19 protein-coding genes are annotated in these 26,694 nt (G+C 40.5%); 13 read left to right on the forward strand and 6 right to left on the reverse strand.

Annotation, left to right across the window (positions count from 1 at the left end; all coding sequences use genetic code 11):
• Window positions 1-21 precede the first annotated feature (21 nt).
• Window positions 22-1,947, reverse strand: a complete 1,926-nt coding sequence (gene dnaG / locus SAE01_RS03205) for a DNA primase (RefSeq protein ID WP_147202159.1) — start codon at window positions 1,945-1,947, stop codon at window positions 22-24.
• A gap of 441 nt (window positions 1,948-2,388) precedes the next feature.
• Here dnaG and SAE01_RS03210 point away from each other — a divergent pair, with 441 nt between their 5' ends.
• A complete protein-coding gene (locus SAE01_RS03210; protein ID WP_147202161.1) occupies window positions 2,389-2,736 on the forward strand; it encodes an RNA polymerase sigma factor in 348 nt (115 codons plus the stop codon).
• 124 nt (window positions 2,737-2,860) lie between these two features.
• On the opposite strand, the gene SAE01_RS03215 is transcribed toward SAE01_RS03210, so the two are convergent.
• A complete protein-coding gene (locus SAE01_RS03215; RefSeq protein ID WP_147202162.1) occupies window positions 2,861-3,310 on the reverse strand; it encodes an LEA/WHy family protein in 450 nt (149 codons plus the stop codon).
• 283 nt (window positions 3,311-3,593) lie between these two features.
• Between SAE01_RS03215 and SAE01_RS03220 the strand changes: the two genes are divergently transcribed.
• Window positions 3,594-4,217, forward strand: a complete 624-nt coding sequence (locus tag SAE01_RS03220) for a WbqC family protein (protein ID WP_147202164.1) — start codon at window positions 3,594-3,596, stop codon at window positions 4,215-4,217.
• 382 nt (window positions 4,218-4,599) lie between these two features.
• Complete coding sequence (locus SAE01_RS03225) at window positions 4,600-5,622, forward strand: PorP/SprF family type IX secretion system membrane protein (RefSeq protein WP_147202166.1); 1,023 nt, start codon at window positions 4,600-4,602, stop codon at window positions 5,620-5,622.
• A gap of 71 nt (window positions 5,623-5,693) precedes the next feature.
• Here SAE01_RS03225 and SAE01_RS03230 read toward each other — a convergent pair whose 3' ends face one another.
• Window positions 5,694-6,161, reverse strand: coding sequence for a hypothetical protein (locus tag SAE01_RS03230; RefSeq protein WP_147202167.1), 468 nt, complete (start codon window positions 6,159-6,161; stop codon window positions 5,694-5,696).
• 263 nt (window positions 6,162-6,424) lie between these two features.
• Here SAE01_RS03230 and SAE01_RS03235 point away from each other — a divergent pair, with 263 nt between their 5' ends.
• The 10 genes from SAE01_RS03235 to tpx all read left to right on the forward strand — a co-directional run bounded on the left by SAE01_RS03235 (window position 6,425) and on the right by tpx (window position 19,483).
• On the forward strand, window positions 6,425-7,285 hold the full coding sequence (locus SAE01_RS03235; protein WP_218029059.1) for a CE1 family esterase: 861 nt from the start codon (window positions 6,425-6,427) through the stop codon (window positions 7,283-7,285).
• A gap of 73 nt (window positions 7,286-7,358) precedes the next feature.
• Complete coding sequence (locus SAE01_RS03240; protein WP_147202171.1) at window positions 7,359-8,561, forward strand: alpha/beta hydrolase family protein; 1,203 nt, start codon at window positions 7,359-7,361, stop codon at window positions 8,559-8,561.
• A 76-nt stretch (window positions 8,562-8,637) separates the two neighbouring features.
• A complete protein-coding gene (locus SAE01_RS03245; RefSeq protein WP_147202172.1) occupies window positions 8,638-9,972 on the forward strand; it encodes a PQQ-dependent sugar dehydrogenase in 1,335 nt (444 codons plus the stop codon).
• Between the two features lie 146 nt (window positions 9,973-10,118).
• Window positions 10,119-10,937, forward strand: coding sequence for a hypothetical protein (locus SAE01_RS03250; RefSeq protein WP_147202174.1), 819 nt, complete (start codon window positions 10,119-10,121; stop codon window positions 10,935-10,937).
• Between the two features lie 149 nt (window positions 10,938-11,086).
• A complete protein-coding gene (locus SAE01_RS03255; protein ID WP_147202176.1) occupies window positions 11,087-12,037 on the forward strand; it encodes a sugar phosphate isomerase/epimerase family protein in 951 nt (316 codons plus the stop codon).
• Between the two features lie 386 nt (window positions 12,038-12,423).
• The gene (locus SAE01_RS03260; protein WP_147202178.1) at window positions 12,424-12,822 is read left to right on the forward strand and encodes a hypothetical protein; all 399 of its coding nucleotides are present in this window, start codon (window positions 12,424-12,426) and stop codon (window positions 12,820-12,822) included.
• Window positions 12,823-12,975: 153 nt separating this feature from the next.
• Window positions 12,976-14,058: an efflux RND transporter periplasmic adaptor subunit gene (locus SAE01_RS03265; RefSeq protein WP_147202179.1), complete on the forward strand. Its 1,083-nt coding sequence runs from the start codon at window positions 12,976-12,978 to the stop codon at window positions 14,056-14,058.
• Window positions 14,059-14,083: 25 nt separating this feature from the next.
• Window positions 14,084-17,278, forward strand: coding sequence for an efflux RND transporter permease subunit (locus SAE01_RS03270; protein ID WP_147202181.1), 3,195 nt, complete (start codon window positions 14,084-14,086; stop codon window positions 17,276-17,278).
• On the forward strand, window positions 17,271-18,701 hold the full coding sequence (locus SAE01_RS03275; RefSeq protein WP_147202184.1) for a TolC family protein: 1,431 nt from the start codon (window positions 17,271-17,273) through the stop codon (window positions 18,699-18,701). Before SAE01_RS03270 ends, SAE01_RS03275 begins: the two co-directional genes overlap by 8 nt.
• 131 nt (window positions 18,702-18,832) lie before the next feature.
• Window positions 18,833-19,483 carry a thiol peroxidase gene (gene tpx, locus SAE01_RS03280; RefSeq protein WP_174834599.1) on the forward strand — a complete coding sequence of 217 codons (651 nt, stop codon included), beginning with the start codon at window positions 18,833-18,835 and terminating at the stop codon, window positions 19,481-19,483.
• Window positions 19,484-19,543: 60 nt separating this feature from the next.
• Here the strand turns inward: tpx and SAE01_RS03285 are convergent, their stop codons facing one another.
• The 3 genes from SAE01_RS03285 to SAE01_RS03295 form a co-directional block, all read right to left on the reverse strand.
• Entirely contained in the window at window positions 19,544-21,991 is a 2,448-nt protein-coding gene (locus SAE01_RS03285; protein ID WP_147202186.1) for a DUF5686 and carboxypeptidase regulatory-like domain-containing protein, read from the reverse strand.
• Window positions 21,992-22,112: 121 nt separating this feature from the next.
• On the reverse strand, window positions 22,113-23,933 hold the full coding sequence (locus SAE01_RS03290) for a glycoside hydrolase family 15 protein (protein WP_147202188.1): 1,821 nt from the start codon (window positions 23,931-23,933) through the stop codon (window positions 22,113-22,115).
• 159 nt (window positions 23,934-24,092) lie between these two features.
• Window positions 24,093-26,129 carry a glycoside hydrolase family 3 protein gene (locus tag SAE01_RS03295; protein ID WP_147202189.1) on the reverse strand — a complete coding sequence of 679 codons (2,037 nt, stop codon included), beginning with the start codon at window positions 26,127-26,129 and terminating at the stop codon, window positions 24,093-24,095.
• Between the last annotated feature and the right edge of the window lie 565 nt (window positions 26,130-26,694).

Below are 26,694 nucleotides of genomic sequence, written 5' to 3' on the forward strand. Positions count from 1 at the left end.
TTGATCTCCTCAAAGTCGATCTTATTTAAAAATTACGGTCCCTAGTTGGCGCGTAATTTTTTGTTCTTCATCCTTGAGCACGTTATGGATTTTAATCAGGTCCATTTGCTCTTCAAATGAAGCTGCTTTCTCAATATCCCGCTGATTTTCGTCGAACATCTTTTTGATCTTCCTAAGCTTAAAGTAATTTAAACTCATCGTAACATCCTGCCTGCTCACGTCGCGGTTATTTATATTCATTCCTTCCATCTTTGAATCCCAGCGAGGACTTAATTCGTATTGCTGAATGCTAAGAAGTACAGCAAGTTTTCTTACGTTATCATTCTCATCGTACAGCAACGTTTTTGTTGACGGCTGCAGGCCCTTATAATAGTAATCCTTGTAGACCTGCAACAAACTGTCGAGGTTAGGATCTTCAATGGAATAATGCTCCAACTCTTCGAAAATAAAATCAGCCATTGTTCTTTCTTCGTCCCAAGACAACAGTCCATATTCAAGTAAGGCTCTCAATAAATTTCTTTCCTGGTATTCATCATTTATAAGCAGGGAAGATGTTTCCTCCGCCGGTACATTATTTCCAGAATCAACAGGGTAGGGATCAGGAGTATTTACCTGCCTATTTTCCTCCTTAGTAATTTTTTCACGCTTCAACTTGTTTACCAGCGTAGTAAGACCACCTTCATCAATTTTAAGAATGCCCGAACACTGCCTGATATAATCCTGCTGCTTCGTAAAATCTTCGGCCCTGTGAAATTTGCTTAAAGTTTCAGCCACCTGGTTAACAACTGCCGATTTTTTTGCGGTGTCATTCCCTGCATCCTTCAGCATCACTTCCAACTGGAATATTATAAAGTCCTTTTTATTCTCGTCTACAAACGCCCTGAAGGGTGTCGCTCCAATTTTCTTTACATAGCTATCGGGGTCCTCGTTGTCGGGTATCAGCACCAACTTCACGTTGAGACCTTCTTCCAGCGCCATATCCAAACCCCTAAGCGCCGCTTTTACTCCAGCACTATCGCCATCATAAATAATAGTGAGGTTGTTTGTATGCTTCCGTATCAATCTCAACTGATCAATAGTCAGGGAAGTACCTCCACTGGCCACCACGTTCTCTATACCAGCCTGGTGCAAGCTTACAACATCGGTATACCCTTCAACAAGCAGGCACTCATCGAACTTATTGATGGCTTGTCGCGCAAAGTAGGTACCGTACAGTATTTTACTTTTTACATACACCTCGTTTTCCGGGGTATTGATGTATTTCGGTGCCTTTTCGTTAGACTTAATAACCCTTGCTCCAAACCCTATGATCTTACCACTTTGGTTATGTATTGGAAAAATGATACGACCGCGATAGCTGTCGTAAAATGAGTCGTTCCTATTCGTCACCAACCCAGCTTTCTGCGCTACTTCAAGGCTAAACTGACTTTTTTGTAAGATTGTCACGAGGTCATCTTTCGCTTCGAGGTTGTATCCTAATTGAAATTTTTCAATGACTTCCTCTCTAAAGCCGCGGTGCTTTAAATATGAAAGGGCAGCTGATTGTCCTTCTTCGGTTTCTGTAAGATTTTTTGAGAAGTATTTTTGGGCGAAAGAATTAAGAATTAAAAGGCTTTCGGCAACCTGTTGTTGCTGTTTTACTTCCGGGCTTGTTACAGTTTCTTCGATCTCTATATTGTATCGGGCGGCAATCCATTTAAGGGCTTCGACGTAGGTATACTTTTCATGCTCCATCACAAAGCCGATTGCGTTGCCGCTTTTGCCACAACCAAAGCATTTGTAAATTTCTTTGCTGGGTGAAACCGTGAACGACGGCGATTTTTCGTTGTGAAAAGGGCAATTACCTAAATAATTTGCTCCACGCTTCTTAAGCTTTACAAATTCGCCTACGATCTCTACTATATCAATGCGGTTAGTTATCTGCTGTATCGTCTGTTGTGTAATCATTTGTAGTTATACCAAAGCGAATATCCGATTTTAAAAAAATAGCGAGGTGTAAATTCAGATTAAAACTGCGTGATCGTAGTGGTGGGTGTAGGTAGAGTGGACTTTGATTTATTAATTATGAGCTTTTAGAGGGTTTTTTCATAAACCTCGTCCCTCTGTATTCTTACTTATTGCATCTTGTTTTTATGCTATTCATTAACCCGGTTACTGTAGAAAACTTTTCTCTTTTAATACTGATACTTTAAAGTTTTTTTGACTTTGTTCTAGAATTAAAATAAAATTTTCCCAACTGTTAAGTCTTTTAAAGACAGTAACTTCTAAACATAAACAAGACCAAATGGTTTATTAATTGCAAATGATTGAATACTCAATCGATATTTCTTCTCCTTCATAAAAACAATTGTGGCTACAACTGTACATCTGACACAAAAGGAACTTTTTATGGCCTTAAAGCAAAAAGACCAAAAAGCTTTCAGCTATTTGTACGACCAATATGCTCCTTCGATATATGGGGTACTTGTAAGGGAAGTGAAGAACGAGCAGCTAGCTGCAGAAATTTTAAAAAGAACCTTTATAAATATCATTGAGGAATGCAATAACATGGATTGTATAAAACAATCCTTATTTGTCTGGTTATTGATGATGACTAAAAAAATGGCTGCCTCAAGCTTCAATGTTAACATCAATCTTTCCGGCTCATTAATGGCCAAAACAAATGTTGGCCAAAATATCAACTCAAAAGCTTCCTCTTCTTACTTTCCTGCAGGCCAATTCGTCTCGCCACTTTAGTCAAATTTTGAAAAACTTCCAGTTCTTTAGTTTGGATCTTATAGGCTGGATTTTCCAATCACCAAATCGCCGCTTTTTATAAGTGTGCCTTTATTCGGGAGTGACTTTCTCTTACAACTCAATATCAAAAGTTGATCTTTTGTTTTCCCTGGTAGTTAAATGGGATTGTGACATAGAAGCCGCCCTTGCCAACCCGGGTCGTGCCCTTCGCACCCAACGTCACTTCCTTGTTGAATAGAATACTTAGTGAGTTTTTAAATAATCCTTTCATATCTACCTGCATACTTGCCGGTAAGGTGAACTCTGCCGCCTTAGGGATCGACATCATCGTGTCAAGCACAAACTTTCCGAGATAGTTGCTATCAATATAAATATCGCAGTCTACATTTTTAAGAGTAAGCCCGAAACTGTTGGGATTTACAAATACCAGATCCATCGAAACCTTAGACGTGCTAAGCCCGAAACTTTCTACTTTGATATTTTTTACGTCTTTGTAATCGAAAGAAGTGGGCTTTTTACATGAGTAACAAGAAAGGGATAGAACAATAGCAAGAAAGGGGAGTAATCTATTCATGTCAACGTTTCGTGCAAAGTAACAATTTTAATTAATGGAAAAAGTGAAAATAGAAGGCTTGCATTCTTGCTAATACTTTTAGAATCACCGACCTTGCGGGCGGAATTAAAAGAGATAACAGTGACTAAGGATTTTAGTATAGATAATTTTAGCACTAATTGTTGTAAATCAATAATTAACGCTTGTATGCTACTATTATTATTTCTACTACTACCCATCTATAAACAGATGTATGCGCAGTCGTTTTCGTTCCATCTAAAACTCTAATAAAAATTTTTAAAAAATGGGTCTTGTAATTGATTGTCAAATATTTCCATCGATTGATTTTATTAAAAAGGGAATTGAGTCAAAACATATAATAATTGAGTCATATGAGTATTTTAAAAAATCCAGTTTTCGAAATCGTTATGTTATTGCGGGCGCAAATGGTCTCATAAATTTGACTGTTCCAGTTGCTGGAGGAAGGGAGCAAAAGAAACTAATTACCGAAGTAGAGATAGACAACACGCTTAATTGGCGCACGAAACATTGGAGAAGTATAGAGTCATCTTATAATAAAGCTCCTTTCTTTGATTACTACCGCGAGGAAATAAAAAGCCTGATATTTCTGGAAGAGGAAAAGCTTTTTAGTTTTAATATTTTTATTCTCAACTCAGTACACAAGATGCTGGGTGTTAATACTTCTGTTGGTTTTACTAAGGAGTATAAAAAGTTTTACGAAGACAATACGGATTTAAGAAACAAGTTGTTGCCTGGAAAGTTTCAGGCGAACCAAGACAATTGGCAACCGAAATATGCCCAGGTATTTCAAGACCGCCTCGGCTTCCAGCCAAACCTCAGTATTCTAGATCTACTTTTTTGTGAAGGTCCAAATTCATCAAACTTGATTGAGAGGAGTATTGTTTAAGGCGATTTGTCCGGTTCTAATTCAGGTTCTATTAAGCGTCTTAATTTCTATCTCGTTGATTATTAACGTGATTTTAGTTTTATTATTTGATTTTTTCCGACTCTTTTAGGGCAATTATAACTAATCGTTCTACTACTATTAATAAGAACCTAACCCTACCAAGCTGTAGCAGCGGTAGTTTTCCAAAAAGTCTTAATAAGCAGCCAATTTTAATCCAATTGCATCTGCATGATATGATGAATGCCGTTCTCGCCCTCTCATGATAAAACATCTTTAAAAAACTAGCCTGTTAACTATTCATTTTCTCCTTTAGGATAATTGGAATTTTACCAAGAAAAATATTCAAAGCAATCGAACGTAGCAAATGCTATAAATTTAAAAAATGAAAAGGAAAGTTGTCTTAGCTATAGTCACCAGTTTTATTTGTTTTGTTCCGTATGCACAACAGCTTCCCCATTATACTCAGTATGTACTTAATAATTTTATTTTAAACCCGGCAGTTGCGGGCATCGAGAATTATACTGACGTTAAAATCAGTCACAGGCACCAGTGGGTTGGGATTGATGGCGCGCCTGTAACTACTTACCTTACCATACACGGACCAATAAAAAAGAGTGATTATGCACGAGAGACAGCCACCGGTTTTCGTGCAGAAGGTGAAAACCCAAGAGGTAAGGCATACTGGCAGAATTATGAAAAAGCCGATCCTCATGCCGGAATTGGCCTTACTATATTAAACGACCGTACTGGACCTCTCAACCGTTTTTCAGCCTACGGAACTTATGCCTATCATATAGGAATCTCAAGTAAAACAAGTTTATCTGCCGGTATTTCTGCAGGAATAAAAAATACTACATTAAATGCCGGTAAGCTTTCCTTTGATGTGCCTGTTGACCCTGCTGTTGCAGGAAGTGGTTATCTGAATAGGTTGACGCCAGATATGAACGCGGGTATTTGGTTGTACTCAGCAGATTATTTTGCGGGACTTTCAGCTCAAAACATTATTCCCTCTAAAATAAAATTTTCAGAAGATACAGTGAAGCTAGCGGGTGGCCGACAAATACCACATATGTTCTTGACTGCTGGTTATCGTTTTTTTGTAAATGACGATGTCTCTTTTCTACCTAGTGCATTGATTAAATATGTCACTTCCACCCCGGTTAGTTTTGATGTTAATGCGAAACTTCAGTACAGGGACTTTTTATGGGTAGGAGCCAGTATGCGTTACAAGGATAGTTGGGCCGCGATGGCGGGATTAAATATTAGCAATGCCATAAACATCGGCTATTCGTATGATATTACAACTTCCCAACTAAATACAGTAAGCAGGGGTTCTCATGAGATTGTTGTAGGCTTTCTGTTGGGGAACAGGTTTGGAGACTGGTGCCCGCGAAATTTATGGTAAGTTGAACGAGGCAAAATAAAAATCCCCTATTTATGACATATAAACAGGGGATTTTCAATAATACCTAAATTTTATTGCTGGGTATTCCGGATAGCAGTTCTCATTTTTTCGAGCTCCTGCAATTTCTGTTGCTTTTCTTCCAATTCAGAAGTAAGCTTTGCTATTTTTTTATCCTGGTCCTTTATCTTGTTGTTTGCATCTTTTGCGTCTTCCGCATCTTTTACTGCTTTGTTTGCTTTCTTTTTTGCGCTTTTCGCATCTCCTAAGTCTCCGTTAGTTGCTTTTGATGCCTGGTTGCTACTTTCCATTACAGAGTTTTGAGCATCAGAAACAGCATTGGCTGCTTTTGACTGATAACCAGGAAGGTTGTTTTTAGCGATGGCTAGTTTGGATGTAAGTTCAGCAACGTTATTACTTACTTTCACGTACTCCTCGTTTAGTTTAACTGTATCTGAGGCTGTTTTGTATTTTTGAGAAAAGGCAGAAAAGCTTGTCATGACAAGGATCATAACGGGTAAGAAAAAAGTAAACTTTTTCATGTTGATTAATTGATTGTATTAAATAAGAGTCTTTGAAATAAGACCTGGAAAAGAAGAACGTATTCATTCTCAGATCTTTACTGCGCTACATAGAGCAACTATCAAGCCGCGTACTTCATTTACATCAATAAGCCTGTTATAATCGTCTAAGTTGTCAATATATTTAATAATTACCTTAAAAGGCAGAACTAAAAGAAGTAATACCGCTAAATTGGGACTTCTGACAAAAGCTTTCTAATTAAATTTACCAAAAACAGATGGGCATGTATAGGCTAGTATTGTTGTTACCACTTTTTATTGCAACCGTTGCAAAGTCTCAGGTGCTAACCGATTCAATTCTGATCGAAGGGCATTACAGAACTTTTAATTTCAATAATCCCGGCAATGAGAAAAGACCAAACCTAGTGTTTGTTATGCATGGTTCTGGTGGTAATGGAAAGGAGATGATGAATTCGGCGAAAAAGCTGGAAGTCAGTGCGAAGGCGGAACAACTGCTGCTGGTTTATCCCGACGGCTACGAACATTACTGGAACGAATGTCGCAAAGCGGCTACGTCAACCGCAAATATTGAAAACATCAACGAAAATGCTTTTTTTGACGCGATGATCAATTACTTCCAAAGTAAATATGGAATAGATAAGAAACGAGTGTTTGCAGTCGGCACATCAGGAGGAGGGCATATGGCTTATAAACTTGCGCTTACCATGCCTGAAAAATTTAAGGCTGTTACGGCTATTATTGCCAATCTTCCCGATACCAATAACCTTGATTGTGTTGAAGTAAAACGCCCAATACCGGTAATGATCATAAATGGAACAGAGGACCCTTTGAACAAATACGACGGAGGAATGATGATTTTGGGAAATGTGACACTTGGCAATGTTCGTTCTACCAACAGAACTTTTGCTTATTGGTCTACCCTTGCGGGATACACCGGAGAGCCTGTAAAAGAAAGTTTGCCTGACACGGATCCTACCGATGGTAGAACGATCGAGAGATATACCTATAGGCAAAAAGGAAAGCCGGAAGTCGTACTGCTAAAAGTAATTGGTGGTAAACATGATTATCCAAATGACATCGATGTGCACGAAGAGGCCTGGCGATTCTTCAAACGACAGTTGTAGGTTTCACCTTTTACCTGGTTCTTTACTTTACATCAAATAACAACAATTTTTCAAAATATCACTATTCAGACTAATGAACTTTATCACTAAAAGCGCAACCTACTTACTGATTTCCTTACTTGTAATTACAGGATGTAAAAAAGAGACCGAAGCCATCGACCCTGTCGCAGGAGTCGATCTTTTTGTTTCCGCCACTTCTTCAGGGAATTATACAAAAACACAAATACAGGCTTTTGCCGCGGCGGCAGGTTTAGCCAGTTATATTCCTCTTATAAAATATGATGTAGATTTTTTTAAATTCATTTATAAAACAAATTTTAAGGGTAGTCCAATACAAGTCTCCGGCCTGGTAGGTATTCCAAAAAACCTTCCGTTTATACCATCGATACTAAGTGCTCAACATGGCACAATGTTTAAGTCGACTGAGGCTCCTTCAAACTTTCCAGCTTCGTTTACGGGCTTTGAACTATTTGCGGCCGGCGGTTTTGTTACCGTCATTCCTGATCTGATTGGTTATGGAGTTTCGCAAAATATTCCTCATCCTTATTATGATCAGTTGTACTCAGGTCAAGCTGTTGTAGATATGATTAAGGCGGTTAAATATTATGTAGGGCAACAGACGATAGCGATTAGCGACCGCCTGTTTTTGTTTGGATACTCAGAAGGTGGATACGTAACAATGGCCGCACAGAAAGAAATCGAAACAAATTCTGCACACAATTTGACCCTTACTGCTGCGGCTGAAGGAGCAGGAGGGTATGACCTAAATGGGATGTTGACTGCTATTGCAGGTACCTCCTCGTATTCTGCACCCTCTTATCTCGCCTTGCTGTTAAATGGATACAATACTACCTATAACTGGAACCGCCCTTTGACAGATTTTTTCCAGCAGCCTTATGCAGATAGAATTCCAGCGCTATTGAATGGAACAAAAGATCGTGGGCAAATAGACGCACAGTTAACCGGTTCACCAACTGCTTTATTCACCCCCACTTATTATGCAAATCTGCTGAACCCTGCTGGCGAAGCTGCTTTAAAACAAAAACTTACGGCTAACAGCTTTCTTGATTGGGCACCCAAAAGCCCTACCCGTCTTTTTCATGGCACTGCGGATGAAGCCGTATTTTATCAAACCTCAGTATCGACCTTTAATAGGTTCAAAGCTGCAGGAGCCACAAAGGTCGAATTCTATACGATTCAAAATGGTACACATGAGTCAAGCGTTCAGCCGATGATAGAGAATGTCTTGCCGTGGATACAATCGCTCGATAAATAATAAGATTTCCGAAAGGGATTTTTGTAAACAAACGGGCGAGGCAAGTGTTTTGTGTTCTTCATGTAAACTTTGTAACATGATTAATAAAATTCAAACTCTTGTCGTTTTAATCAGCCTCCTTGTAGCAGGGTGTAATAATGACCAGGCAAAAAAAGAAGAGAATGCCGGTAAAGAAGATACCGTTGCCACATCTGCCGGCCAACCTGTTGATCTACCTGCACCTTTCGCTACTCCGTCAAAAACAAAATTCAGTAACGTTATTGGTTGGCCTGAAGGCAAAACTCCTATAGCACCCGAAGGTTTTACCGTTACAAAGTTTGCGGAAGACCTTAATAATCCTAGATGGATTTATGTTGCTCCAAATGGCGACATACTTGTTGCAGAAGCAAGCACCGACGCAAGTGCAATCAAAAAAGTGAAGGGCGCCATCAGCGGTAAAAACAAATCGCAAAATTTAGGAAATAGCGGTAACAAGGTTCTGTTGTTTAGAGACAAAGACGGCGATGGAAAAGTAGAGCAAAGCAGCATTTTTGCCGAAAATTTAAATAAGCCTTTCGGCATGCTCATCATCGGTAATAGTTTTTATGTTGCCAATACCGATGGGCTCATGCAATTTCCTTATCAGGCAGGCGCGCTAAAAGTCAGCGCACCGGGAAAAAAGATTCTTGATTTACCAGCTGGTGGCTATAATAATCACTGGACAAGAAACATCATTGCTAATAAAGACAATTCAAAAATTTATGTCTCTGTCGGTTCGGGCAGCAACGTTGGCGACAACGGGATGGAAAACGAGATACGGAGGGCTGATATTCTTGAGATCAATCCCGATGGTACCGGTGAAAGAATTTATGCGGCGGGTTTAAGAAATCCTGTTGGAATGGGTTGGGCTCCCGGCACTAACACCTTATGGACGGCGGTGAACGAAAGAGATGGATTGGGCGATGGACTTGTTCCCGATTATATCACCAGCGTAAAAGAAGGTGGCTTTTATGGATGGCCGTACTCTTATTATGGACAGCACGAGGACCCGCGAATGAAAGACAACCAAAATCCTGAGTTGGTTAAAAAGGCTATTGTTCCTGATGTTCCACTTGGCGCACATACTGCCTCCCTTGGTTTGGCATTTGATGAAAAAGGCGTCTTTCCGGATAAGTTTAAAGGCGCCGCATTTATAGGACAACACGGCTCTTGGAATCGGTCGGAATTTGCTGGCTACAAAGTTGTGTATGTGCCTTTTAATAATGGCAAGCCTTCCGGCCCTCCCCAGGATTTTCTGACTGGTTTTTTAACCGGTGAGGAAAATAAAGCCTATGGCCGCCCTGTTGGCATTGCCTTTACCCAAAATGGAAATATGCTTGTTGCCGACGATGCTTCTAATACGATTTGGATGGTCAGCGCCAATAAAAAATGATAGGGACGAAACGAGAAAATTTAGGCGATAAAGTTTTTTTGGAACACATTGATCTGTTGTAGTATTGCAGCTTTTTTTCAATAAAAGGAGTCTTTTAATTATTTATAATTTTTATCCTTTCCAATGAAAACTCTGCAAGTTATCCTATGAAAAAAATCTTATTTGTTTTCATATGTTTAGTGTTGTTCTGGTCCTGTGCAAAAGAGTATTCTTATGAGGGCGGTCGAAGGCGTGACACAGCCATACCGCCGCCTCTAGTAATAGTAGATACGGTTGTAAAAGATACTTCAGATGGCGCGGTAAAAGATAGTGTGAGCATCCCGGTAGAAGACACGTCATTTCTTGTAAAACATTACATCGAGAAAAGAGGAAACCAGGTCGATGAATACGATTTCAACTACGATTCAAAGGGACGTCTAATCAGCAGAATATCTACTTCGGGTAATACAAAATATGTTTATCGTTATAACTCGGACAACACCTTTACCGTGGATTATTATAAAGGGGCGATCTTAGCCAGCCGAGAGCAATACTTCCTCAATAGTCAAAACCTTGTCGATAGCATAATCCAGATTAACTATGCAACGAAAGACACGACCTCAGAAAAAAATACGTACAATAATAGCTCGTTGGTTCAGGTAAAGGAATATACTATCAAGAATGGTAGCTCAGTCCTAACAAATACTACAACCGCAGAGTACGATGCGAACGGAAATGTTACCCGGGAGTATAGTACTTACGGGAACCAGATTGCTTACCAGTATACCAACCTTCCATATAACCTAAACATAGGTCTCAATTATTTCAGCAGGAATAAAAACTTAATTCAAACTTCTACCTATAGCGGTTCACGAAATTTGGTCTTAAAGCATACTTATACTTTTGACTCACATAACCGCTTAACAAGCGAAACAGTTACAGACTCAAATGGCAACATGATTGTAACCAAAATTTATTCCTATTGATGAAAGTCGCTCGTATAGTTAGTTGGTGTAAAGTGCCGTGCTGGTTTTCAGTATGCTCTAACTTATAATATACGTGCTGATAATCTTCTTTTTTGTGGTCATCACTTAACCATGTTTTATTAATAACTTTAGCTTATAAAATATTAAGTATGACAACCAGAAGAAAATTCTTACATCAATCCGGCACCTTTGCATTGGCCTCTTTATTGTTGCCTTGTTTTAGCAAAGCAGGTCTGCTTGGGAAAGCGACGGCCTCTATAGGTCTTCAATTGTATACACTGGGAGATTTAATGACAACGGATGCAAAAGGAACCTTGCAAAAGTTGGCTGCAATTGGTTATAAAGAATTGGAAAGCGCAGGTTCGTCAAAAGGAAATTATTATGGTTTTAAGCCAAAAGAACTGGCAGCGATGATAAAAGATACAGGCATGAATTGGCGGTCAGCCCACGTTGGTGGCGCTCCTTTCAATATTGAGCAATTTATTAAATCAGCTAAAACAGCGCAAGACTCAGCCAGGATACAACGTATGACGGAGCGTTTTAAAAATATGGCTCCAACGCTCAATCTTAAAAATGATTACCAGCGTTTAGCAGACGATGCTGCAGAAGGAGGAATTAGCTATTTAGTTTGTTCAAGTATACCGGTAAGCACGCTGGATGAAATGAAGACCGCCGTGGAAGTTTTTAATAAATCAGGAGAGGCATGTAAGAAAGTAGGGGTGCAGTTTGCCTATCACAATCATACCACGGAATTTGACCAGATTGAAGGTCATCGTCCTTTCGATTATATTCTTGCGAATACAAATAAAGACCTGGTGAAAATGGAATTGGATTTAGCATGGGCAACCAAAGCGAACCAGGATCCAATAGCATTGTTTAAACAACATCCTGGCCGCTTCCCACTTTGGCACGCAAAAGATCTTGACAAGACTAATAAGAATCCGGCAGAGGTCGGCAGTGGTATTGTTGATTTTAAACGCATTTTTAGTAATGCAAAAGAATCTGGGATGAAGTACTTTTTTGTAGAACAGGATGGAGCGCCTCAACCGTTACAAAATGTTACAAATAGTTTCAATTACCTGAAAAAGCTGACAGCTTAAACTATCGGCCTTATTTCAATTTTTAGCCAGTTTTATACAATTCGCGGTTTAACTGTTTTTATGATAAAAACTGCTGAACCGCGAATTTGTTTAACCCATCTTCCTACGTTTACTGCAGCGTGCGTTTAATTCTGCGAAAGATTCCGCAGGCGCATAAATTGCCTTTTTCACATGATGCTTTGTTAGGGTTCATTGTGTTGAGAGTTACTAAAATTCAAAATTAAATTTGAAGGTTTTAATCTTTTTCGGCAACAAATCAATTCTGTAAAATATTATAATCTTCCTTTCGTTACTTGAAAAGCCGTTGCTCATCGTTTACAATTTTCGCGAACTTTTAAGAATAGAATTACAACTCTTTAGACTGATAGATTAACTTGCGCTCACAAATGAAACCAGTTGCTTTCTTTTTTCTGTTCCTACTTTCTTACCTGGCGGGTATATGTAATTATGCGCCACTAGGTGATAACAGCAGCAAAATCATTCATAGTAAGGTTTCAGGTTCTGCGGAAAATTTGTCAATTGAAAATTCAACTACTAAGCATAATTTAATACAAACCGAGAATACAGGTTTGAATGGAGAAAGAGCTTTTGAATTCAGCATCGAAGATGATGACGAGGATATCATTGAGAAGCACATATCTCTTGTCAAATACACTTTAGCGTTCTCCCACGCTTTCGCTCAATCTTATCGGAGTAGCTGCAATGCACAACATTTTCCCGTTTACAATTACATCCCCTACATAAGCTCTTGTAAATACATTGTACAAAGAGCCTTAAGACTATAATCTACTTTCACTGGTTTTGGGCTGGTGTTTAGGCACATGCGTCTTCATTGCTGGTTGCACATAAACAGCAAACGATCCCTTCGACCAGTTATCATCCACAAGTAATGAGTCTTAGGATTCCACCCTATCCATCCTTTAACATTTACCTATACTATGAACAGAATTGTTGCGCTTTTGAGCTTATGCGCATTGGTGTGCTTTGTAAGCTGTGAACAAAAGAAAGAAGTGAAGGAAGAAATTGCAAAGTATGCAGTTACTACCCCTTTAAGAGTTGACACTCTATTTGCTAAAGAATATGTTTCTCAAATAAAGTCTGTCAGAAACATTGAAATCAGGGCGCAGGAAAAAGGCTTCCTGCAAAATATTTACGTCGACGAAGGCCAGTTTGTTAGGAAGGGCCAACTGTTGTTTAGGATCATGCCTAAGGTTTACGAGGCGGAACTCTTAAAGGCCCAGGCAGAAGCAAGGGCTGCGGGAATAGAGCTGCAGAACACAAAATTATTGGCCGATAAAAATATAGTCTCTAAGAACGAGCAGGCAATGGCGCAAGCCAAAGTAGACCAGGCAAGAGCTGAAGTTGCATTAGCAAAACTTCACCTGTCGTTTACTGAAATCAGAGCACCGTTTAGCGGAACCCTCGATCGTATTCCCAAGAAGCTGGGAAGCCTGATTGATGAAGGCGAATTGTTGACAAGCCTCTCCGACAACAGCGAAATGTTTGCCTATTTCAATGTCTCCGAACCGGAATACCTCGACTACAAAGCTGACGCTAAAGCAAGCTCCAACACTAAAGTAAACTTGCTCCTGGCAAACAACCAGCCGTTGCCTTACAGCGGTGTGGTAGAAACGATAGAAGGAGAGTTTAACGGCGAGACAGGCAACATTGCATTTAGAGCAAAATTTCCGAATCCTGATAAACTTTTAAAGCATGGAGAAACCGGTAAGGTTAAAATGACGGTTCCGCTACGCGATGCCCTGATCATTCCCCAAAAAGCAACGTACGAAGTGCAGGATAAATTATACGTCTTTGTGGTTGATGCTAACAACACAGTAAGATCGAGAAACATTACTATTACCAATGAGATGCCCGATCTATATGTTGTAGGTTCCGGACTTTCAGAAAACGACCGAATCCTTTTAGAAGGGGTGCAAAAGGTAAAAGACAATGACAAGATTCAGCCCGAGTTTATCGCTCCCAAAGAAGCCATCTCCCGCCTGAAATTATACACCGAATAGAACTTCAATTTAAAAAAAATAGTCAATGTTTAGTAAGTTCATAAACAGGCCTGTCCTGTCTATTGTAATATCGCTCATTATTGTCTTCTTGGGGGTACTCACCATGCTGAAATTGCCGGTGACACAGTTCCCTTCCATTTCGCCACCCAAGGTGAATGTGACCGCAGAGTACCCTGGTGCGAATGGAGAGTTAATGACCAAAGCTGTGCTCATTCCTCTTGAAAGAGCGATTAACGGAATACCAGGAATGAAATATATGGCCTCTGATGCAGGTAACGATGGTGAGGCTACCATACAGGTAGTATTTAATCTCGGTACAGATCCTAATATAGCTGCTGTAAACGTTCAAAACAGGGTTGCCTCAGTAGTGAACAAGCTGCCGCCCCTGGTAGTACGCGAAGGCGTAAAGATCACACGGGAGGAATCAAACATGCTGATGTACATCAACCTGTACAGTAAGGATGCCCAAATGGATCAGAAGTTCCTTTTCAACTTTGCAGACATCAATATCCTTTCAGAACTCAAGCGTGTGAATGGAGTGGGGTATGCAGACATTTTAGGCAATCGGGAATATGCCATGAGAATATGGTTAAAGCCTGATCGCATGTTAGCTTATAAAATTTCTGCCGATGACGTGATGAAAGCGTTAGATGAACAGAGCCTTGAGGCATCTCCCGGTAAAACAGGTGAAAGCTCGGGTAAACGCTCCCAGGCTTTTGAATACGTGCTAAAGTATCCCGGCAGGTTTAGCGATAAGGAAGGATATGAAAATATTGTATTGAAATCGAACCCAAACGGGGAGTTGCTTAGACTAAAAGACGTGGCTACTGTGGAGTTTGGAAGCTCGATGTATGATATTTATTCTACTCTTAACGGCAAGTCGTCTGCCGCCATCGTGGTAAAACAATCCTATGGAAGTAATGCAAGCCAGGTAATTGCAGATATAAAGGCCAAGATGAAAGAGATTAAGTCAACCTCTTTTCCTAAGGGAGTGGATTACGAAATCAGTTATGACGTTTCCAAGTTCCTGGACGCTTCCATCGAGAAGGTAATACATACACTCGTGGAAGCTTTTCTCCTGGTGGGATTGGTTGTATTTCTTTTCCTGGGCGACTGGCGCTCTACGCTTATTCCTGCTATTGCCGTACCGGTATCACTTATAGGTACGTTTATGTTTATGCAGTTTTTTGGAATTACGCTAAACCTGATTACTCTTTTTGCCCTGGTACTTGCAATCGGTATTGTGGTAGATAATGCGATCGTTGTGATTGAAGCGGTACATGCTAAAATGGAAACAAAGCATTTGTCGCCGCTAAAAGCAACAAAAGAAGCTATGCATGAGATCAGTGGCGCCATCATAGCGATCACCTTTGTAATGGCTGCTGTATTTATACCTGTTGCTTTTATGTCGGGGCCTGTGGGGATATTCTACCGGCAGTTTTCCATAACAATGGCAACATCCATTATTCTATCCGGCGTGGTAGCCTTAACACTTACGCCTGCGCTCTGTGCCCTCATGTTGAAGAACAATCATGGAAAACAGAAAAAGAAAACGGCACTAGACAAGTTATTGAACGGCTTTAATAATTGGTTTAACCGGCTTTCCGGTAGGTATCAAAAATTGCTCGGTGCAATTGTTAATCGCCGGGTTATCACATTCGCCATGCTGGTCATTTTCTGCGTCGGCATCTGGGCGTTAAATTCAACCCTTCCCTCCGGTTTTATTCCGAATGAGGACCAGGGAATGTTCTATGCCGTTATTCAAACTCCTCCGGGTTCATCCCTTGAACGTACTAATCAAATTGCTGAAAAACTCCAAAAGATTGCGGAAGGGATGGAGGAAGTACAATCGGTTTCTTCCCTCGCGGGCTACGAGATTCTTACGGAAGGAACAGGAGCGAATACAGGAACCTGCCTGATCAATCTGAAGAGTTGGGAAGATCGGAAACAATCGGTTCAGGATGTTATTAAAGAGTTGGAAGAAAGAAGCAAAGAAATTACCGGGGCGACTATTGAATTCTTCCAACCACCAGCCGTGCCCGGTTATGGTGCAGCAGGCGGTTTCGAATTGCGTTTGCTCGACAAGGCAGGAAGTGGTGATTACAAGAAAATGGAAACCGTGAGCAAAGACTTTGTAAGTGCGTTGGAAAAACGTCCCGAACTAGCGTCCGTATTTACCTTTTATAGCGCCAGCTTCCCGCAGTACATGCTGAAGATCGACAATGATATCGCGCAGCAAAAGGGAGTAACCATTGAAAGTGCGATGAACACACTTTCAACACTTTTGGGCAGTAATTACGAAACCAGCTTTATTAAGTTCGGTCGCCAGTACAAGGTGATGGTGCAGGCATCGCCTGAATACAGGGCATTACCTGAAGATGTTCTAAAGCTGTATGTAAAGAATGATCACGACGAGATGGTTCCGTTTTCTGCATTTATGAAAATGGAAAAGGTGTATGGCTTGTCGGAAATCACACGACATAATATGTACAATACTGCTGAGATAAGTGGTACGTCTGCTCCCGGCTTCAGTAGCGGCGCAGCTATCAATGCTGTTGCAGAGGTAGCGAAAACCAGCCTGCCGCGAGGATTTGGAATTGATTGGGCGGGTATCTCTGCCGATGAGGTAGCTCGTGGTAATGAGGCGATTTTCATTTTCCTTATTTGTCTCGGTTTCGTATACCTGATCCTTGCTGCACAATACGAAAGCTTCATCCTTCCGCTAGCAGTTATCTTATCGCTTCCTGCCGGTGTTTTTGGTTCATTCCTATTGTTGAAGATAATGGGTCTCGAAAACAACATTTACGCACAGGTTGCACTGGTAATGCTCATCGGACTGTTAGGTAAAAATGCAGTGTTGATTGTGGAGTTTGCAGTGCAGAAACATCGTTCAGGCGAAACTGCACTAAGAGCCGCAATACAAGGTTCTGTTACAAGATTTCGTCCAATCCTAATGACATCATTCGCATTCATTGCAGGATTGATACCGCTGGTTTTTGCCCACGGTCCGGGTGCTATTGGTAACCGCACTATTGGCGCCGCGGCAGCAGGAGGTATGCTGTTCGGAACTATTTTCGGTGTTATTGTAGTGCCTGGTCTTTACTACATTTTTGCTAAAATTTCAGAAAGACATGTATTAGTTAACAATGAAGACGAAAATCCTTTAAGCGAAGAAATTGATCATCACAACGAATTTGAAAAACTTGAGCAATATGTTTAATTACAAACGATACACCGTCGGCTTCCTGGGAATGCTTGCTGCTTTTGCAAGTTGCAAGGTTCCCGAGTTGATGCAGGTATCTGAGAACAGGTCCGTTCCCGAAGCGTATATGGATAAGGGGGACACTACCAATATGTCTGCTATTCAATGGCGAACTTTTTTTACTGATAGAAACCTCGTTACCCTGATTGATACGGCATTGAAAAATAACCAGGAACTCAGAATCACAATGCAGGAAATTGAGTTGGCAAGAAATGAGATCCGGTTGAGACAAGGACCGTTACAACCAACAGTGGGAGCAAGGCTCGGAGTCGGTGTTGAAAAGGTAGGACGCTACACCAGCCAAGGTGCCGGCGATAAGTCAACGGAAATTGAGCCGGGAAAAGAAGTGCCTGATGCGTTAACAGATATTACCGCAGCTCTATATGCAAACTGGGAAGTAGACATTTGGAAAAAACTCCGCAATGCAAAGAAGGCAGCGATTACGCGCTATTTTTCAACTGTTGAAGGAAGAAATTTTGCCGTCACCAACCTCGTTGCAGAAGTCGCCACCTCTTATTATGAATTGCTGGCTTTGGATAACCAGCTAATGATAGTAAGACAAAATATTGAGCTACAGAAAAATGCACTTGGTATTGTGAAAGTTCAGAAAGAAGCGAGCAGGGTAACAGAATTGGCGGTTCAAAAATTCCAGGCGGAAGTGTTGAAATCTCAAAGCCTCGAGTTTGACCTTTTGCAAAGGATAAAAGAAACTGAAAACAGGATCAACTTTTTATCCGGACGTTATCCAAGGGAAATACCAAGAGACACAACAACTTTATTCAGCCTGGTCCCTGCAACAGTCAATAGCGGTATTCCTTCTCAACTGTTGTCTGCTCGTCCCGACATCAAGCAAGCTGAGCTTGAACTGGCAGCAGCAAAGCTGGATGTAAAAGTTGCGCGGGCAGAATTTTATCCTTCCTTCGGCATTTCTGCTGCTTTAGGTTTTCAAGCCTTTAAACCTACATACCTTGTAAAGTTTCCTGAGTCAGTATTGTACTCACTTGCAGGAGATCTTGCTGGCCCGTTGGTTAACCGCAATGCTATCCAGGCAGAATTTTACAGTGCTAACGCGCGGCAATTGCAAGCTATGTACAATTATGAGCGTACTATCCTAAATGCTTATATGGAGGTTTCAACTCAGCTTTCAAAAATCAGCAACCTTGAGAAAAGCTATAATTTAAAGTCAAGACAAGTGGATGCGCTTTCAACGTCAATTAGTATTGCTAATGACTTGTTCAAATCCTCCAGGGCGGATTACTTCGAAGTTTTAATGACACAAAGGGATGCGCTAGAGTCAAAGCTTGAATTAGTGGAAACAAAAAAAGAACAGCTAATTGCGGTGGTCAATATCTACCGTGACCTTGGAGGCGGATGGCAATAAAGAACTCTATTAAAAGGCTGGACATTTGTACCAGCCTTTTTAATTTAGCGGGTTGCGATGCAAGTCAAAGTTTTACCTAGGTTGCCACAACTATTCATCAATATATTTGTTCTCACTTCAACTTAATATATATGAACAAGAAAAATAAGCATCAATTACTTTGTACCACTTTGGTTTTGGCCGCAAGTTGTTTTTCGATCACAAACGGCGCCTTTGCCCAAGGGAAAACGGCAGTTAATCAATCAACAAAAGCAAATAAAACAGCACACATGGAAGAAACAAACGGCACCACTATTACCTTAGGCGGAAACACGATTCATACTGTTGGAAAATTACCTGCTGTAGGTACGCAGGTGAAAGATTTTACCCTAACGGCGGTCGACCTGAAGGAAAAGACCTTTTCAGACTATAAAGGTAAATATGTCATAATGAATATTTTCCCAAGCGTAAATACGGGAATCTGTTCTAAGTCTGTCAGAAAATTCAATGAAGAAGCAGCAAGTTTAAAGAACACAACTGTGCTTTGTATTTCTAAGGATCTGCCTTTTGCACAAAAAGAATTTTGTGGCGCGCAGGGAATTGATCATGTTGTAATGCTTTCTGATTTCAGAAACGACTTTGGAAATACGTACGGAGTTCAAATTAAAGACGGACCGATGAAGGGATTACTGAGTCGTGCAGTTATTGTTGTTGACCCTGAAGGTAAAATTGTGTATGAACAACAAGTGCCGGAAATAGGGCAGGAGCCAGACTACACGGCTGCAAAGGCTGCAATAAAATAAGAATTGCTTTAAATCCAATCATAGCTACCTGGTAGGATACAATTCATTTTTCAAACCCAATTAATACCACTTGTTTTTTCTTTTATCCCAGGCGGTAACGCCAATTTTAAAAGTGACCGGGTTATTAAATTGATTTGCTACTGATCCTACCAGGTATATTCCGACCTTAAATTTAGATCCCAGCTCGAAAGGCCATCTAAAAACTCTTTCTACTCCTACGAAAGTTTCTGCATACCGAAGATTGCGTTCAGGCGCAACGAGGAAACCTGCTCCCGCAACTTCTCGTAAACCAAGTTTTTTAAGCAGGGGTACTTTGTTTATAAAATACCCGTTGAATTCTTGTACAACGTGTGCCTGGTAAAAACGTTTGAACAAAGGGAAGGATGAATCAAGGGCCTGGAAGGCAGCATCAGGATTAGCAAAAAGTAGCGGGTCCCCGCGTCGCTGAAACTGGTAGTCAACAATGCGAAGATCCCTGTGATTTAGAAATGTACCTGTGTTGAAATTGTAATGAAGGATACCGAATAACCCTGTCGGCACTTCCTGTTTTATACCAACGTCCCAATAATCAAAATCTACTTTACTGCCAAAGACGCCAGGTATTCCTTTGCGATAAGTTGAATAGAATGTCGGCCACTTTGACCCCAGAATCACCTTCTCTTTTGGTTCTCTTATATACCGTTGAAAAGGCGTGTATTCTAACCTTACCCTTCCATACAGAGCATTGTAAGACTCAAACGGAATGGCTGTATTGCTACCCAATTCTTTACCGAAAAGACTATCGATAGTATTTCCTGTTTTATAATCATTAAGTGAACGGCGAAGCGCAAAATCAAGATCTGTAAACAAGAACAAACCGTTTTTAATTTCCTTGCCATGATTCACTCCAAACCCATTGTTGAGGTACATGTTGCTTCGCTTCAGCATGTTGATCCATGCATCTCCTGAAAAGATAAAATCAAAATTTCGTCGAAGGGAAAAACCATAAAAGGCCCGGGTAAAAGGATTGTACATCCTGCCGAAATTGAGTGAACCATTTATATCATGATTACGGAAACCATAACTAATATTTCCAAAGAAATGTATATTCTTACGCGACTTGTACGTTTTGAAGTAACCCACGGAGGGCGATATCCTGCTTCCGCCAAAAGCAAATGGTTGGTAAAGTCCGGGAAGTGGTGGCAGCTGCCAGGTACGTTCGAGTTCGCGATTGTATAAAGTCTGTCCATCGATAAGTAGTTTCTTATAAGTAAATCTATTGGTAACCCTATCAATCGAATCCAGGTATTGCTTTGTGTGAGTAACGCGGTAGACACTGTCTTTATATTGTATCAGCTTTATCTCTTTAGATGTTAATGGCTCTGTTCTCGCCATTTGCCAAAAAGTACTATCACGTTTGAGTGCCTCCTCTTTGGTAGCACTTACTTCTACGCCGAAATAGTTTTTGGGAAATGTCTTATGTAATTCATAGTCCTGGTAAGTAACAGTTGTTGCTCCCGATAATTTATTTTTTCCTGCTTTTGATTGATATGTGAACCGTTGCTTCGATAACAGGGGCGATGCTTGATTGTACCATTGCTCTACCTGGAAAAAATCGTACTGCGGCAAATGATATTTTGGAAATGAAAATCTCGCATGTTCAATAGTGAAACTGCTATCGTTTGTAATGATTTCACCCTCTACCGTTGCGTTGCTAACTTGTCTTGGCTTTACCGCAATGGTGTACCACTTGTAATTACCCCGCTTCTCTACTTTTAATGTTTTAAACTTATAAGCCAGTAATCCACTAAAACTCACAGGCGATAGAAACTGCGTCGTAGATAGTCCGGGAACTTTTATGAGGTTGTTATAAAAATTAAAAAAGCCTTCGGTAGTTGATACATAAAAAAAATCTTCTCTGCTTCCGTTGTTTTTTATACCGAGACGTTCTTCTTTTATTTTTTGCTCAGAAGCATAGTCAAGTTTCAGCGAAACCTCTGTCATGGCCATGCCAGCTATATCGCGATTTGCAATAAATGCCACAGAATCATTCTTAGCTTTAAACCTTTGTTTTCTTGAGGAAGAGTCTTGTTGTACTGCCTTGATATAGACGTTGCTCGACCAAGCTCCCGGGGCAGCGGTAATGCTGTCTTTTCGTCGAATTATATTCTTAATTACTTCTGTTGCCGGGTCCTTATACTTTGTTTTTATCGTAACATCCTCAAGTTGAGCTTTGTCTTCTTCAAGTATAATGTTCTGCGTATAATTCTTTGTAATGGTAACGGTTAAGACCTGCCTTTTATAACCTACGATGCTGTACACGATATCATACTTACCTTCTTCAAGCAGAAGTATATAGCTGCCATCTTCTTTGGTAGTTGTACCGCTTTGCAATTCTTTTACCTGTACACTCACAAAGGCCAGGGGTTCTCTTGCAGCATTGGTTATTGTTCCCGTTAATTTAAATTGTTGGGCGTGTAAACTGGTAAGCCCAAGAATAGATAGTATAAGAAGTAAAGTTTTAACCATGGAAGCTTTGAATACTTTAAAAGTCTGATTTTAAATCGGTAGTATTCAACAACTTCGTGTTTTTTGCTTTGCCTTAACAAGCAACAATCAACTGCATTGATAGGATGTTGCAGTACGATTTCTATTCGCCGTTCTTCCTGGTGCGTTCGTTCAACTTCTTATTGAGATTATATGCCGCACTTATCAAACCTAAATGAGTAAATGCTTGTGGGAAATTGCCAAGGTGTTCTCCTTTAAAACCAAGCTGCTCTGAGTACAGTCCGAGGTGGTTCGCGTAGCCCAACATCTTCTCGAAATAAAACCTTGCTTTCTCTAGCTGGCCAGAGCGTGACAAGCATTCAACATACCAGAAAGTACACATGCTAAAAGTACCCTCGTGACTAATAAAACCATCTGAAGCAGCGATATCAGGACGATAGCGGTATACAAGCGAATCGGACACAAGCTCCTCTTCGATTCTTTTTAAAGTCGACAACCAGCGGGGATCTTTAGGACTAATGAAACGAATTAACGGCATGAGCAAAGTAGATGCATCGACCGTTGGAGACCCAGGATACTGCATAAAGGCCTTCTTGTCTTCATTCCAGAAATCCGTATAAATACTATTGTAAATAATATCCCGTTCCCTTCTCCATTGTTCGTTTAATGGAAACGATCTCGCCTCAGCAATTTTTATAGCCCTGTCAAAAGCAACCCAACATAAAAGCCGGGAATAAAGAAAGTTTTTCTTGCCGCCTCTTACCTCCCAAATCCCCTCATCGGGTTGGTTCCAATTGCTGCTTAACCAATCGATCTGGCTTTCTAGGTTTTTCCAAAAATCATAGGAAATAGGAGTGCCGTATTTATTATAGAGATATACTGAGTCTAAGAGCTCACCGTAAATGTCCAGCTGCAACTGGCTGTACGCATTGTTGCCAATCCGTACCGGGGCCGACTTTTCGTAGCCTTCAAAATTATCCAGTGTTGTTTCTTCCAGTTGGCGGTGACCATCTATAGAATACATGATGCCTAGCTCGCTTTTGCCCATAATATCCTGGCAAAGCTTTTCAACCCATTGCATAAACTTCCCCGCTTCCTCGGTATAACCTAAACGAATAAGGGCATACATGCTAAACGATGCATCCCTGATCCAGGTATAACGATAATCCCAATTGCGACCAGATCCAATGCTTTCAGGTAAGCTAAAAGTAGGCGCAGCTATAATAGAACCATAGTTGTATGAGGTAAGCAATTTCAGCACTAATGCAGAACGGTTAACAATCTCCATCCAACGGCCCTTATAGTTAGATTGACCAATCCATTTTTTCCAATAGTTCACGGTTTGAAAAAGGCTGTCGGTTATAAACGTTTGAAAGTCTCGGTCCTGGTTATGTTCCTTGTCTACATGCTCAATAAGAAAGTCAGCAGTTTGATTTGGAGACAATGAAAAATCAGCAACAACGTCTCCATCCACAATTTGCAACACGACCGAGCTCTTTAATCTTAATACCAAACCGTCTTCGCCCTTACTTGAAAAAACGACCTCTCGATCATTTATTTTTTGCACTTCATGTGTACTTCTTCCATAGTTGAAGCGGGGCTTGCAGTTCATCTTATACTCTACATTGCCGCGTACAGTTGTTACCCGGCGTATTAATTCTTTGCCATTGAATAATTCTTCTACAGGCATGAAGTCCATGATTTCGGCAACACCATCTTCCGATAAGAAGCGGGTAAGCAACACATTTGTGTCGGGCATGTACAGCTGCTTTGTTTTCATTGTTTTGAAGAGTGGATGGAGTTCAAACTTTCCACCCTTTTCCGAATCAAGTAATGCAGCAAAGATGCTTGGAGAATCAAAATTGGGAAAGCACATAAAATCTATGCTTCCATTTAATCCTATGAGCGCAACGGTGTTTAGATCACCGACGATTCCATAATTCTCTATTGGTTGATATTGCATTCGATATTTTATTCTTGCTCATTAATTTCTAGTCTTTTGTCCGTGGATGCCTTGTTGCATGTATAACATGATTAAGACTAAGAACAAAAAAAGCACGAAAAATGATTTTTGTAAAATTTGTTGCAATAGCTGTACCGCCAGTTATTTTATTGGCAAGAATCAATAACTCAATCCTTCATTGTATTTAAACAAGCTGTAACCAGGTGCTTCTAAATTTCCCGGTACATCTTCTTTCTGATTTTTAACCGCCTCTTCTGTTCGGGGAGTAGTAAAAGGCATTTTGCCTGAGGGTTTAAACTTACCTGTAAGTATATCTAAAAGAGCATCCCTCGAAGTTCCGAATGTAGCAATCACGCCCTTGATGTTTGCCTTGTTTCCATCATTATAAATCTCATTGATGACCCATGGGTTTGTATAATTGATGGCTAGTACCGTTGGCTTTTTCTCAGTCAACTTATTAACGTAGCTGACATCTACATTGTTTCTCGACAGGGAGAGGTAAAGAGGAGAGCCGTCGGACTCAAACAACGATTTCGCTCCCGGCGTGATCCACAATACAACCAGGTCTGCTTCCTCAGGTGTACTTACAAATTCAACATTGTGGTTATTGTTTTTTGCAGCGTAAACGTTGTGCGGATTTGCACTTCCTCTCTTGGGAAAGTAGGTCTCGAAATACACTTTTGTTTTCGCTTTAAGCGGAAGAGTTTTTGATTCATTCCGCAATAGAACAATTGATTTCCGTAGCGCAACGTTTGCCCTCTCCTGGAACTTTGCATTGCCAGCAATTTTTTCAGCAGCCTCTGCATCAACATAGGCATTTTCGAAAAGGCCAAGTTCAAATTTTTCTAACAGCAATCTTCGTACAGACTCGTCAACCAATTTCGTATCAACCATACCACTCTTTACTGTTTCCAAAAGCTTCGCAGGATCAGCTGTACCAGAGTAAAGATTTACACCTGCTTCTAATGTTCTTTTATATCGCTCTATAACAGATAAGTTTTCGGCGCCCCACGGCATCATTTCGATGGGACCGGTATCGGAATTAATAACGCCTTTAAAACCAAGTTTACCCCTTAGTAAATCCTGCAATATTCTCTTGTTGTATGCATAAGCGATCTTCTCATACTCGAGATCTTTAGGTATAGAATAATAGGGCATGATGGATGAAGTGCCGGCTTTGATAGCAGCTCTAAACGGAATTAAATTGTTTTCGAACATCTTGCCCGGAAAAGTTTCATACTTACCCCAGTCAAAATGGGGATCTTGCCCGCCTTCTCCCGCGCCACCGCCGGGGAAGTGTTTAGTCGTAAGAGCCACTGAAGAAGCATTTAATTTCGGGCCTTGAAAACCTAGTACTACCTCGGTCATCATCTGAGCTACCCATTCTGCGTTTTCTCCAAAAGTTCCTTCAATACGTTGCCACCGTGGTTCGGTTGAAAGGTCTGCCATATACATGTAGCCTTTCCTTAATCCAACAGCTTTCCATTCTTGCCGCGCTATGTCGGCAAACTCTCTTACAAGTTTTAAATCACGCATAGCTGAAAGGCCCAGTTCACCCGGCCAGGTCGAAAAGGTGGTTGCCCCTACACTTAAGCCTATAGAAGCGTCTTGTGTTATATGGTTACGAGGATTAGAGGCGACAATAGCTGGAATTCCCAGGCCGTCACTTTCGCAAAGTGCTTGTAATTTATTTGCCCATTCTGCAGTTATTCTTGCACTAACATTTGCCCTGAAAATAAAATGACGGAGATGAAATTGTGTGACACCTTTTGTAGTACCGGCAACATTCATAATGGGCACGGGGAGCGGCTTGCGGGTAAATATATTATTCGTAGCAACAACGTCCTCTTCATTAAAATCACTTGTTACCTGTAGCTTGTTTTCTGATGCTTGTTGTCCACCTTCATTCTTCAAACGTGTTGTACTAATCAGCATGAAACCGACCTTCTCTTCTAATGACATTTTAGAAAGCAAGTCGGTCGCTCTCTCTTCATTTGAAAGCCTCCAATCTTCATACTTATCCAGCTTACCATTTTTATTCAGGTCTTTAAACTGAAGGGCACCAACGGTAAGAACTTTGGCGGATCTATATCCGAGTACCGGCTGTTTCATCATTACCCCTGCTTTCGGTTGGGCGATAGCAGCACTGGTTATAAATAAAGCAATTACAAGAAACTGAGGCGAAGCAATACTCATAGCAATTAGATTTATGGCAACCGTAGTATTTATAATAATTAAGAGAATACCTGTTAGATAAGAAGCTTGACGAGCTAAGATAGTAATACGAAAGCAAACAGAAACAAGCCGTGCTGCTTAAAAGAATTCCAAATGCAGACCCTTAAATTGTTACTTCCGTAGTGCCCCAGCAAGGAAATTATAGGGAGGTAGGAGGGAAATTAATTTTAAAAATAAAAGCCTATTAATTTGGTAGACTATTAATTCTCCCTTTATATTTGTGCATCAATATTTATTAAATATTGGTTTTTGGCATCGAAATCATTTAAACCTGATAATTGAAATTTTGAAAATTCTACCTTTTTCAAATTCTGCCGATACTACAAGACTAGCAGCAAAATCTGGTTGTTGCTGTTGTATGTGCTGTTGATTCCACACGACCTTGCCTGTACTTAATTTCTATTTTTAAATCATCATAACATAAATGTATTCACCAACAACAATGGCGAAAACACAAAGCATTTTTACAGCTTTGAACAAGCGGATTAGAGGTTTATTGTGTTGAGCTAATAAGAAAAAAGAGTTG

This window comes from Segetibacter aerophilus (assembly GCF_007991655.1).
Taxonomy (GTDB): domain Bacteria; phylum Bacteroidota; class Bacteroidia; order Chitinophagales; family Chitinophagaceae; genus Segetibacter; species Segetibacter aerophilus.